Source organism: Bacillus sp. Hm123 (genome assembly GCF_051842975.2).
Classification (GTDB): domain Bacteria; phylum Bacillota; class Bacilli; order Bacillales; family Domibacillaceae; genus Bacillus_CE.
This window is the reverse complement of the sequence record NZ_CM200277.1, coordinates 2551020-2563519: the sequence shown is the minus strand read 5'-3', so window position 1 is coordinate 2563519 and position 12500 is coordinate 2551020. Positions and strand designations below refer to the sequence as shown.

At 41.7% G+C, this 12500-nt stretch carries 10 protein-coding genes; 4 read left to right on the top strand and 6 right to left on the bottom strand.

The annotated features are described in order from the left end of the window. Positions 1–17: 17 nt before the first annotated feature. From ACSVDJ_RS13355 to ACSVDJ_RS13345, 3 genes are all read right to left on the bottom strand, one after another. The gene (locus tag ACSVDJ_RS13355) at positions 18–2213 is read right to left on the bottom strand and encodes a choice-of-anchor I family protein (RefSeq protein WP_439169863.1); all 2196 of its coding nucleotides are present in this window, start codon (positions 2211–2213) and stop codon (positions 18–20) included. A 409-nt stretch (positions 2214–2622) separates the two neighbouring features. Next, on the bottom strand, positions 2623–3072 hold the full coding sequence (locus ACSVDJ_RS13350; protein ID WP_439169864.1) for a universal stress protein: 450 nt from the start codon (positions 3070–3072) through the stop codon (positions 2623–2625). A gap of 83 nt (positions 3073–3155) precedes the next feature. Then, entirely contained in the window at positions 3156–4250 is a 1095-nt protein-coding gene (locus tag ACSVDJ_RS13345) for a M24 family metallopeptidase (RefSeq protein WP_439169865.1), read from the bottom strand. A 142-nt stretch (positions 4251–4392) separates the two neighbouring features. Between ACSVDJ_RS13345 and ACSVDJ_RS13340 the strand changes: the two genes are divergently transcribed. Both ACSVDJ_RS13340 and ACSVDJ_RS13335 read left to right on the top strand, forming a co-directional pair. Further along, on the top strand, positions 4393–5073 hold the full coding sequence (locus tag ACSVDJ_RS13340; RefSeq protein WP_439169866.1) for a metal-dependent hydrolase: 681 nt from the start codon (positions 4393–4395) through the stop codon (positions 5071–5073). A gap of 308 nt (positions 5074–5381) precedes the next feature. Further along, on the top strand, positions 5382–6692 hold the full coding sequence (locus tag ACSVDJ_RS13335) for a DRTGG domain-containing protein (RefSeq protein WP_439169867.1): 1311 nt from the start codon (positions 5382–5384) through the stop codon (positions 6690–6692). 35 nt (positions 6693–6727) lie between these two features. Here ACSVDJ_RS13335 and ACSVDJ_RS13330 read toward each other — a convergent pair whose 3' ends face one another. Continuing rightward, on the bottom strand, positions 6728–7030 hold the full coding sequence (locus ACSVDJ_RS13330) for a YtpI family protein (RefSeq protein ID WP_439169868.1): 303 nt from the start codon (positions 7028–7030) through the stop codon (positions 6728–6730). A 100-nt stretch (positions 7031–7130) separates the two neighbouring features. On the opposite strand from ACSVDJ_RS13330, the gene ACSVDJ_RS13325 reads away from it, so the two are divergent. Further along, positions 7131–8075, top strand: a complete 945-nt coding sequence (locus ACSVDJ_RS13325; protein ID WP_439169869.1) for a DHH family phosphoesterase — start codon at positions 7131–7133, stop codon at positions 8073–8075. Here the strand turns inward: ACSVDJ_RS13325 and ytrI are convergent. Both ytrI and ytrH read right to left on the bottom strand, forming a co-directional pair. After that, a complete protein-coding gene (gene ytrI, locus ACSVDJ_RS13320) occupies positions 8072–8581 on the bottom strand; it encodes a sporulation membrane protein YtrI (protein ID WP_439169870.1) in 510 nt (169 codons plus the stop codon). The genes ACSVDJ_RS13325 and ytrI overlap by 4 nt on opposite strands. After that, positions 8578–8913, bottom strand: coding sequence for a sporulation membrane protein YtrH (gene ytrH, locus ACSVDJ_RS13315; protein WP_439169871.1), 336 nt, complete (start codon positions 8911–8913; stop codon positions 8578–8580). Before ytrH ends, ytrI begins: the two co-directional genes overlap by 4 nt. Positions 8914–9061: 148 nt before the next feature. On the opposite strand from ytrH, the gene dnaE reads away from it, so the two are divergent. Next, the gene (gene dnaE / locus ACSVDJ_RS13310; RefSeq protein WP_439169872.1) at positions 9062–12415 is read left to right on the top strand and encodes a DNA polymerase III subunit alpha; all 3354 of its coding nucleotides are present in this window, start codon (positions 9062–9064) and stop codon (positions 12413–12415) included. Positions 12416–12500 lie beyond the last annotated feature (85 nt).

The following is a 12500-nucleotide window of genomic DNA, read 5'->3' as shown; positions in this document are numbered from 1 at the left end:
GGCTTGTTTTTTTGCTCTTATTTTTCTAATTGATCAAGCATAATGGAAAGAACTTTCGCTGATTGTGCACGAGTAGAAGCTTCTTTCGGTCCGAATTCACCGTTTGTTTTTCCTTCCATGATTCCTAGACGCGAAGCTTTCTGAACGAACGCTTTAGCGTAGGTGTTAACTTTTTCAGCATCCTTGAAATCTTCAAATGGGCCATTTATTGGTTCCCCACCTTTAGATTCATAAGCTCGAATAGACATTGCCGCCATTTGTTCACGAGTGATCAGCTCATATGGTGCAAAGGTAGTAGCTGTTTCTCCGTTGATGATCCCTGCTTCAAAAGCGGCTTGAACATCTTTTGCTGCCCAAGCAGGAACATCTTTGAATGTCATCTTGTTGGATGAAGGCTTTAAGTCTAGCGCTCTACTTAACATCGCAACATATTGAATGCGAGTGACCGTTTCTCCTGGCGCAAAGGTTGTTTCGGTTTTTCCTTGAATGACATTCTTTTCGTATAAATCAAGGATGTAAGAGTAAGACCAATGATTTTGATCGACATCTTTAAAAGGAAGTAGCTTATTCGTTTGCTTTGTTCCGAATTCATAAACAGCCACTGTACCTGATACTTCATGAGTCGCCATTAATAAAGGGTGACCGGTTGGACTTTTGTCCGCGGCAATAAATTGAAGTCCTTCAGGCGAGACATCACCTTTCACATCTGCGCTAAAGTCGCGGCTTGAAATCATCGTCACAAACTTAGATTGTTTTGGATTAGTAATATCATAAACCATAATAGCACTTTGACGTTCAAGAGCGACGAAAGCATAATTTTTGCCGTCGATCCTTCCTTTTACGACAGTTTCTGGCTCAGGCCCTTTGGCAGAGCTTCGTTTGTCAAAAGCGATTTCATCATTTGTTGTGTTAAAGTATTCAGGTTGCGCTTGAGCAATGATCGTTTCAAACTGAGAGCCGCTGTCAAATACGAGCTCCATCGTTTCGGCGTCAAAAATGGAGAAGCTACGAGCTCCATATGTATGAAGAGCTTCATACGTTTCATTGACTTTTCCGTTCTCTATCGTAATATTCGTATCCGCTAACTGATCAAGTAATCCATCAGCAGTGAGTTTGTCTAATTCTTCCTGTGTATAGCCTTGATAATGCTTGGCATCTAGTTTGATTTCTTTTTGAATATCTTTAATTTTCGCTTCCTCTGAGTACGCTTCATAGTCGCGAGCATCGCCTTCATTTGGAGTTAAAATATATGTTTTTCCGCCCGTTGTGTAGACATCAATCGCATCCGGCATATAGTAACCTAACAATGGAAGCTTCTCGATGTTGATTTTTTTATCTTTTTTTCCATCGAGTTCATTTCCCGCTATCGAGTGATCTTTCACACCGAGTCCCTTTACATTAACGATTTTATTCGCTTCAAGGTCGATCGTAGCAATGGCGTTGTTTTCTTGGAGGGAAACGAACGCTTTTTTGCTATCTGCTGTCACCGAAATGTATTCTGGTTCTAACTGTTGAAGGACCGTCCCTTTCGAGGTGACACGAACGTTATCATCCAATGGCACGTTAGTAAATGTTAACGTTTTGGCTGTCAATGTTTCGTTCTTTTTTACAGCTTTAGAAATATCAATCATGGAAATCGAGCCTTCAGGATCAACCGAATAATCATCGTTCGGCTCGCCTTCATTAGCAACGAGCACCTTTTGACCGTCTGGTGTAAATGTCACCATATCCGGCAAAGCACCGACTTGAACTTTCGTTAAAAATTCGCCTTGTTTCGTTAAGAAAACGATAAATCCCGGGTCGGTTTTCGGATCGCTAACAACCGATAAAGCGACTATATCTTTCGTAGGGTGGACAGCAACACTCGTAATATCCTTCGCTTGCTCAATTCCAAAGTCTTTCACCAAAATTCTTTTCTTGGATGGAACATTTTGAAATGAACCCGATTTGAGATTATCAAAAGCAAGAATATCTAAACCAGATTTGGCGCCGTTTGTGACAAATGCTTGTTTAGACGTAGTGTCATAAGCGAGTATTTCAGTTCCGCCAGCACCTGCAAGACTGTCATATTGAGCAATTTGTTGTACCGGAAAATCTTTTTCTTCATATTGATAAAAGGGTGGTGCTTCTGCCATGGCGTTGTACGGAGCGTTGCTAGTGAATAATAGTCCTGTGGCAGTGATTCCAGCGATGATCGTCTTTTTAAAGTTCACAAAAAATCCCCCTTGTGGAATAATATATCAATCTTTAATTTTACTTGTAGATTGTAAAAGGATAATTAAGAGGGTGTTAATAAGTGTAAAAATGAAGGAAGTAATGAGGGGAGAGTTAAGTATATATTTTGCAAGGATGCGCCTGACTCTGTTATGCTTAATCATCATATTTGCCTTTGTAGCTTTAGAAGGGAAGAGCGCCGGAAAACATTGTAGCTACCGGGTCGCAAGGCAAAGGTTTCAGAAGCACCGAAAAGCAAATTAGCTGAGGCAGGTGAAATTCCGTAGGGAAGCGTGTTCTCCCTTAGCCTATGCTTAACGATTGTGAGTGCGGGTTCGAATCCCGCCAGAGGCATTCTATTAAAGAAAAGAAAAAACTGTCCCCAAAGTTTGAGGACAGTTTTCAATCTTATTCGCCTTTGTCTGTACGAACAACTAGTACGTCGCAATTAGCGGCACGAGTGATGTGTTCAGATACACTTCCGATTAAGAAGCGCTCCATTGCATTTAGTCCAGTCGCTCCACAAACGATTAAGTCAGCTTCAACTTTCTTCGCCATATCTTTAGGAATGATGACTTTAGGTGAGCCGTATTCAACAAATGTGTTAACCGTTTTCACTCCAGCTTTGTCAGCTTCAGTTTTGTACTCTGCTAATAGGTCGTTACCGTATTTAGAAGCACGTTCAGCGATTGAACGATCATAAGCTTCAATTGCTGCAAATGAACGAGTATCAATCACGTGTACTAAGTTTAATGTTGCCCCATTTCGTTTCGCAATCTCGATGGATTTTTTAAAGCACCATTCTGCTTCTTTAGAACCGTCAACAGCTACAAGAATATGTTCATATTTCATACCCATTTGTCATTCCCCCTTAATAATTGTATTGTACAACAATTATAGCATTCTATCAGTAAAATTTTACTTGTAAATGTGAAGTTTTCCTAAACAAATAATAAGTTTTTAGGAAATGAAGTTAAAATTTGGCTTCCGTTACTTGTTACATAAATATCGTCTTCAATGCGAACGCCAGCGACATCGGGAACATAAATGCCTGGCTCAATCGTGAACACCATGCCTTCTTGAAGAACGAGTTCGTTTGTTTCAGTGATGCTCGGGAACTCATGTACGCTAATACCGAGTCCATGACCGAGGCGATGCGGGAAGTAGTCGCCATAGCCAGCATCCGCAATGATGGATCTTGCAATAAGGTCGATTTCTTTTGCTGTTACGCCAGGTTTAACGGCAGCGATCGCCGCTTGTTCTGCTTTAAGCACTGTTTCGTAAATATCACGCTGTTGGTCGTTAATCTCTCCGAAAGCGACCGTTCTCGTAATGTCTGAACAATAGCCTTCATAAACAACCCCAAGGTCGAATAATACTAAATCGCCTTTTTGAACTTTCGTCGCTCCAGGAATGCCGTGCGGGGAAGCGGCATTTACTCCGGTTAGCACCATCGTCGAAAAGGACATTTCCGAAATGCCTTTTTTCTTCATTTCAAATTCAATTTCTGCTAAAATTTCAAGCTCCGATTTTCCTTCTTGAATCGCTTCAGTTCCGACTTGAATCGCATAGTCAGCGTACTCGGCTGCTTTTTTCAAATGAGCTAACTCTTGTTCATCTTTAATCATTCGTAGTTGTTCCAGTTTAGCTTCTGCTGAAACGAAGACGACAGCAGGGAAGCGTGTAGCCAATTCTTCATAGCGCTCCACATTCAAGTGCTGCTTTTCGACCGCTATACGTGAAACTTCATTGATTCGATTGTTTACTCGAGATTGAATCATTTCCCACGGATTTTCGATATCGGTATAGCCAACGACTTCGTATGCCCAGCCGCTGTTTTTGGCATCAGTCACTTCCATTTTAGGACACACTAGAAAGGGCTCTGCCTCTTGAAAGACAGCGACACCGAGCAGGCGCTCGTGGGGATTGCTTCTAAAGCCTGTTAAATAAAAAACATTTTCAGTAGAAGTAATAAAGGAGAAAGGAATATCCTCTGTTTTCATCCAATCCATTAACTTTGTTAATCGTTCATTCATGGTTAATTGCCTCCTAGCAAGCGTGAGAAAATTATTTCAATAAAAGTTTATCATTTAACCTCAAAGGAAAAAAGGAAAAGGGATTGTGGAGGCGAATAGATAGTTAGTAAGGTGATATTTTGTGTGAAAGGGGTTTGTACTAGTGAAAGTATCTTATCATGGACATTCCATTGTAAAAGTAGAGACGAAAGGAAAAGTGATCTTAATCGATCCGTTTATTACCGGAAATGGATTAACCGATTTAAAGGTCGAAGAGGAGCAGCCAGATGTCATCGTTTTAACGCATGGTCACGGTGATCATGTCGGCGATACGGTCGAGTTAGCGAAGAAGAGCGGGGCTTTAGTGATTGCGGTGAATGAATTGGCTGTATATTTAGCTCACCAAGGAGTGAACACGCATCCGATGCATATCGGTGGTAGCTTTGAATTTGACTTCGGGAAGGTGAAATTCACACCAGCATTTCACGGGTCTGGGTTGCAACAGCCAGACGGCACATTTCTTTATATGGGCATGCCAGCCGGTGTGTTATTAATGATTGAAGGAAAAACGATTTATCATGCGGGAGATACGGCGCTATTTTCTGATATGAAATTAATTGGCGAACGTCATCCGATTGACCTTGCTTTCTTGCCGATTGGTGATAATTTCACAATGGGACCGGAAGACGCCGCAGTTGCTGCTCAGTTTCTACAGGCGAAGCAAGTCGTTCCGATCCATTTCAACACGTTCCCACCTATTAAGCAAAATCCTCACGCTTTTATTGACCAGCTTGAAGCGAACAATGGTCTCGTATTAGAGCCAGGTGAAGTGGTCGAGTTGTAGTTATCTAGAAGAAAATCGTCTCATAAAGGAGATGAGTCCATTTATCCCGCATTAACGGGCTGTAAGACCCCTACCTCAACATGGCAGAAAGAAGCGCAGATATGTAGGTGGGGGGATCAACAGCCCGTAAATGCCCGATTGGTTCAACTAACACTCAGTGGGGGATGAAGAAAACCCCCACTGAGTGAAGTTTCACTTTACGAGGCGATTTTTTTCTTTCTTCTAAATATTCTCCCGAAAATTGAATCCAGCCCCTTTTCATCTTATAATAACTGTATTAGAGGATCGGAAAGGAACAGGTGAAACAGTTGATAACGAAACACGAACAGATTTTACAATATATTGAAGGTTTGCCAATTGGTGAAAAAATCTCGGTTAGGCAAATTGCGAAAGCACTTTCCGTAAGTGAAGGCACAGCTTATCGAGCCATTAAAGATGCGGAAACGAAAGGGTTAGTGTCGGCGATTGAACGAGTGGGCACGATTCGGATCGAGCAGAAGAAAAAAGAAAATATTGAAAAGCTGACATTTGCAGAAGTCGTGAAAATTATCGACGGACAGGTACTCGGTGGTCGAGCAGGGCTTCATAAAACGTTAAATAAATTTGTGATCGGTGCGATGAAGCTTGAAGCGATGATGAGATACACCGGTCCAGGTAATCTATTAATCGTCGGCAATCGAACGCAAGCTCACGAACACGCCTTGCAAGCAGGTGCGGCAGTGTTAATTACCGGCGGGTTTGATACGGAAGAGGACGTAAAGAGGCTAGCTGATGAGCTTGAACTTCCTGTCATCTCCACTAGTTATGATACATTCACAGTTGCAACGATGATTAACCGAGCGATTTATGATCAATTGATTAAGAAAGAGATTGTCCTTGTCGGTGATATTTTGACTGTTTTTGATCAAACAGTCGCCTTATCTGTTCATGATACAGTCAGTGATTGGCTAGAAAAAAATAGAGAAACGTTGCATAGCCGTTTTCCGGTCATTGATGAGCAGTTGAAGGTACAGGGGATGGTTACAGCAAAGGATATTATGGGACAGGAAAAAGACGGGCTGATTGAAAAGGTGATGACGAAGAACCCGATCACTGTTAGTTTGAAAACAAGTGTTGCGTCTGCTTCCCATATCATGATTTGGGAAGGGATTGAACTCTTGCCAGTTGTTGATGACCATAATCGTATTCAAGGAATTATCAGTAGACAAGATGTGTTAAAGGCGTTACAAATGACGCAACGTCAACCACAGATGGGCGAAACATTAAATGACACGATCACGAACCAGATCGATTTATCAGGTAAAGGCCGAAATGTATATACATTCGAAGTGACGCCACAAATGACGAATCAACTGGGAACGATTTCTTACGGCGTGTTCACTACACTTGTGACGGAAGCGGCCAATCAAGCGATGCGGGCGCAGAAAAAAGGGGATTTAGTCATTGAAAATATCACGATTTACTTTATTAAGCCTGTTCAAATGGAAAGTATGTTAGAAATTCATCCGAAAGTACTAGAAGTCGGTCGGAAGTTTGGAAAGGTCGATGTAGAAGTATTCAATAATGGTACTCTTGTCGGAAAGGCGTTAATGATGTGTCAAGTGATTGAACGCAATTAAAACACCGCTCTAATCTAGGAGCGATGTCGGAGTGATTAATGATTAAGCTCTTCCGCTTCTTTGCGAGCATACGGCAGGAAATGTCGATAGGCTTTCGCACCGGCCCAAACGCTACCAAAACCGACAAGCATAAATATAGCGGCTACGATATAAGAAACCGTCGTTTGTTGAATGAACAGTGTGTTCATTCCGAAGCATCCGACACAAAGGCCGAGAGCCATACTAGATTTAGCTGATACCCATTTTCTTTCCATCGGTCGTCGGCTTCTCACATATTGCACTTTATACATGATATAGAAAGAGAACGATACAACAATAACAAACACTAAAACAGGCATGTGATTTCCTCCATATAATTCTTTGGCTACTTTTCATTGTACCGAGAAAAGGAGAGAAATTCCACCTCAAAAGCTTGTCTAGTGCAAAGGAGAAAAGCAGATGAAAAAACAAATCATTGAAAAGATTAAACAATATGACACGATTATTATTCACCGACATGTTCGCCCAGATCCAGATGCTTATGGATCACAAGGAGGATTAGCAGAAATTATTAAAGCATCCTTTCCGGAGAAAAAGGTATATACAGTCGGAAAGGAAGAACCAACGCTTCGCTTTTTACGCACATTGGATGTCATTGATGATCAAGTGTTTGAAGGAGCGCTTGTCATCGTCTGTGATACAGCCAACGAGGAGAGAATTTGTGATGATCGCTATAAGCTAGGAAAAGAATGGATCAAAATTGACCATCATCCGAATGAAGATGCTTACGGGGACTTACTTTGGGTTAATACATCAGCAAGCTCCGCTAGTGAAATGATTTATGAGTTATACAAAAGCGGTCAAGAGGATGGCTTGAAAATGAGTGAGGAGGCGGCTCGCTTATTGTTTGCGGGTATTGTCGGCGATACGGGCCGTTTTCTTTATCCAAGCACAACCGACCGAACGATGGAATATGCGGGAGAATTAATTGAGTACAAATTCGATCGCCATGAGTTATTTACTCGCATGTATGAAACAGAAGAGAAAGTGGTGAAACTGCAAGGGTATATTTTACAGCACTTTCAATTAGAAGAAAGTGGTGCAGCCGTTGTCACATTGAAAAAAGAGCTACTTGAAAAGTTTGATGTCGCTCCATCCGAAGCTTCTTTGCTCGTTAGCTCGCTTGGTGAAGTCAAAGGAATGAAAGCGTGGGTCTTCTTCGTTGAAGAGGATGATCAAATTCGTGTTCGCCTTCGCTCGAAAGGTCCTGTTATTAATGAAATTGCTAAGAAATATAATGGAGGAGGCCATCCGCTTGCCGCTGGTGCGTCTGTTTATTCTTGGGAGGAAGCCGAGCTTGTAGCGAAGGACCTCAAGCAGGTGTGTAGCACATACGAAAACTAATGACTTTGCAGCGTTAGCTCTAGTTGAATATGAATCGTCGTGTAAAAGAGCCATTCTTTCACGCGCAACGAATAGTTTTTTTGATTGATGTTGATCGTTTTGTTTTCAATCGTTTGACGCAGTAATTCTTTTTGTGAATACACCGTTTCTAAATCTTTAGCGGCAAGCACAGATAAGTCTTTTTTGATGCTTTCCTGTATCGCATAAATACTTTGAGCGTCATCAATGCCGTATTTTTCATAGTTAATAATATCAATTTCAACCTCCTGCACAGTTAGCTTGTGCAGGGTTTTTTTATTCAATAGTTTATACTCTTCCTGCCAAATGTCTAAATGGGCGGATAAGTCCTGAATTTCATTTTTTTGTAGCTCGATCGTAAGGGCTTGTCTTTCTTGTAGCGTGCCAAACATATAGAGAAATAATAGCCAGCTGATGCAGGCACCAATCACGGCTCCACTTAACAACCATTTTCTTTTCTGACGTTTATGAAAGGCAGGAACTCTCATGGAGCGATATGTTCTCCTGTTAGCCAGGAAATGATTAATGAAGCGGTATGTGTGCCGCCCATAGCTGATAAAATGAGCAAAAACTGTTTAAATACTTCTTTCGTTTCCCCTTCTTGAAAGCCGCGCTCGAAGTTGGATAGCGTATCGAATGTGCCGCCAATCGCTGCGACAATCGCCCAAATATGCAGACTTTTACTAATTTGAGCGATCCCTGTAAAAAGTGGTTTGCCGGTCACGAAGGAGGCTGTTCCTCCGATTAATGATCCGCCTAGCAATACGCCGAAAGCGATAAAATAACATTTTAATAGTTCTTGGAAAAAGGTATCAGCCATAGCTCCTCCAATTAATGATCTGTCTTTCTTTCTATATATGCAATCGTTTAAGCTTGTATGAAAACAGAACGTATTTTCTTTTTATCTCTGCCCGCTTTATAATGTAAGTAAAGTACAGGATGAAATCTGTAAATAAGGGAATGATCAAATGTTCACACATTTACAAATTCAGACAGGTTATAGCTTGCTTTCAAGCACGGTTTCTATCGATAAACTGATGATGAAAGCAAAACAACTTGACTATAAAGCGTTAGCAATTACTGATCGTAACGTCATGTATGGAGTGATCCCGTTTTATCAGGCGTGTAAAGAAGCAGGGATCAAGCCGTTAATTGGCTTAACGGTTGATGTGAAGAGCGAGTTTGCCGATGATATCTCCTATCCGCTTGTGCTACTAGCAAAGAATAATACTGGGTATCACCATTTGTTAAAAATCTCAAGTGTGATTCAAACGAAGGCAAAAGACGGTATTCCGGTTAAATGGCTCAAAGGCTATTCTGCTGGTTTATTTGCTTTTACCCCAGGTGCAGAAGGAGAAATTGAAGGCTTGCTGCTAAAAGATTCGTCAAAGGCGGAAGAAGTTGCCCAGTTTTTCAACGAGGTATTTGAACCAGGTCACTTTTTTTTATCGCTGCAGCGGCACGGTAAGCAAGAAGAGGAGCTAGTGAATGAAGGGATGAAAGTGTTAAGTGAGAAGCTTTCGATTCCGCTCATCGTGACTCATCAAGTGGCATATATTGAAAAAGATGAGGCGTTTGCTTTGCAATGCTTAGAGGCGATTCGTGATGGAGAACTGTTAGTCGATCAAATGATAGACGATCAGCAAAGAGCCTATTTCACTTCACAACAAGACATGAATGAATTATTTGCCGACGTACCAGAAGCGTTGCAACGAACGAATGAAATTGCCGCCGCTTGCGAAGTAGAAATCTCTTTCGGTCGCCCGTTGCTACCTCGTTTTCCACATACAGAAGGCAAGTCTGCCGGAGTGTTTTTGCAGGAGTTATGTCTGAAAGGGTTAGAAGAAGCGGACTTAGCTCATCAGCCAGAGTATAGGGAACGATTGTTTTATGAATTAAACATCATTGAGCGCATGGGGTTTAGCGATTATTTCTTGATTGTTTGGGATTTTATGAAGTTTGCTAGAGAGCAGCATATTTTAACGGGGCCAGGGCGAGGATCAGCGGCGGGTTCGCTCGTTGCCTATGTCCTCCATATTACAACGGTAGATCCGCTTGAATACGGATTGTTATTTGAACGATTTTTGAACCCGGAGCGTGTGTCGATGCCGGATATCGATTTAGATTTTCCGGACCATCGTCGCGATGAAGTAATTCAATATATTTCCCAAACATATGGCTCGCTCCATGCAGCCCAAATTATTACGTTCGGTACGTTATCCGCTAAGGCGGTCATGCGTGATGTGGCAAGAACGTTCGGTTTTTCAACGAAAGAGCTTGAACAGCTGTCTAAAATGATCCCAACACGTCTTGGTATTAAGTTACAGCAAGTATATGAAGAGTCGGAGAAGTTTCGGGCGTGGGTCGGAGCCTCCTCCAATAATGAAAAGCTATATAAAACAGCGTTAACGTTAGAAGGGCTTCCGCGCCATACATCGACTCATGCAGCAGGAATGGTGATTACCGAGCAGCCGCTAACGGATCTGATTGCGATTCAAGAAGGGCATGAACAAACGTTTCTTACTCAGTTCCCGATGGATATATTAGAACAATTAGGCTTATTAAAAATCGACTTGCTTGGCTTGCGAAATTTAACGATTTTAGAGCGGATTTTAGAATCTATTTATTATTCAGAAGGAAAAAAGTTGAATTTGAAGAATATACCTTTACAAGACCGTCAAACCTTTCAGCTATTAGGGGAAGGGCGAACGACGGGCGTCTTTCAACTAGAATCAGAAGGTATGCGGAAGGTGCTTATGCGTTTGCAGCCGAGTCACTTTGAAGATATTGTGGCAGTAAATGCGCTTTATCGACCAGGACCGATGGAGAACATCCCTGCTTACATCGATCGCAAGCATGGTCGAAAACCAGTTGAGTATCCGCATCCGGATATAAAGGAGATTTTAGAACCGACCTATGGTGTGTTAATTTATCAAGAGCAAATTATGCAAATTGCCTCAAAGCTTGCAGGGTTTTCATTAGGAGAAGCCGATTTATTAAGAAGAGCCGTCAGTAAAAAGAAAAGGGATGTGTTGGATGCGGAGCGAAACCATTTTGTGCAAGGTGCACGTCAAAAGGGTTATAGCGAAGCAACCGCAGACGAGGTGTATCATCTAATCGTGCAATTTGCTAACTATGGATTTAATCGCAGCCATGCGGTAGCTTATAGTTTCATTGCTTATCAGTTAGCTTATTTAAAAGCTCATTATCCGATTAATTTTATGGCGGCGCTTTTAACAGCTGCGATTGGCAATGAAGAAAAAATCAAACAGTATGTGAGTGAAGCGAAAGCGATCGGTGTGCAAGTGCTTCCGCCTTCGATTAATAAAAGTCATTTTCCTTTTAAAGCAGAAAAGAGTGGTGTTCGTCATAGTTTAGCGGCTATTCGTGGAATCGGAGCGAGTGTGCTGAAAGCCATTTTGTCGGCGAGAGAAAAGGGGCCTTTTATTGATTTGTTTGATTTTTGCCTCAGAGTACCTTTGAAAATTGTGAATAGAAAAGCGATCGAATCGCTCATTTTTTCAGGAGCATTCGATGAGTTCGGTCAAGATCGTGCGGTGTTGTTAGCAAGTCTTGATGTCGCGATCGATCATGTAGAGCTTGTCGGACCAGAAGATGAAGGACTTGGTTTATTTAATGATACGGACTTTTTTCCAAAGCCAAAATACGGTGAGGCTAAGCCGATGTCGATTCAAGAGAAGCTAACGTTCGAGAAAGAAGTGCTAGGTGTATATGTATCTGCTCATCCGACAAAGCCATATCAGCCAATATTTAAGGCGTTCGGAAGTGTTCAACTTGCCCAATTGTTGCCAGGGCGCCGTCAAGTAGCGGTTGGTATATTTATGAATGAAGTGAGGGTAATTCGTACGAAGAAAGGAGAGAATATGGCCTTTGTGCAATTATCTGATGAGAGTGGAGAGATCGAAGGAGTCCTCTTTCCAGCTATTTATCGGCAAGTGTCCACTTTAGTACAGGATGGTATGATTTTCTTATTAAAAGGAGATGTAGAGGAGCGAAATGGGCGAAAACAACTAGTGGTGAAGCACGTCCAAACAGCAGAAGAACTACAATTATTGCAGGAAGAAAGAAATAAAGTGTTGTATGTTAAGATTCCTCATACGCCAGATGAACATTTAATTCTTGAGGATGTTCATCGTGTTTTTCAGCAATTTCAAGGACTGACCCCCGTTGTGCTACATTATGAACGAACTCATCAAACGGTGAAGTTAAAAGAGAAGAGTTGGATTAAGCCGTCAGAGCGGTTAATGGTAGAGTTAGAGAAGATTGTTGGAAAAGGTCATGTGGTGTTGAAGAAACAATAATACTTTACAACCTTCTTTTCATAGTTTATTGTGTTGTAATAGACGAAAATGTGGTCTGACCACTTAAGAAATAAAGAGTGGATTG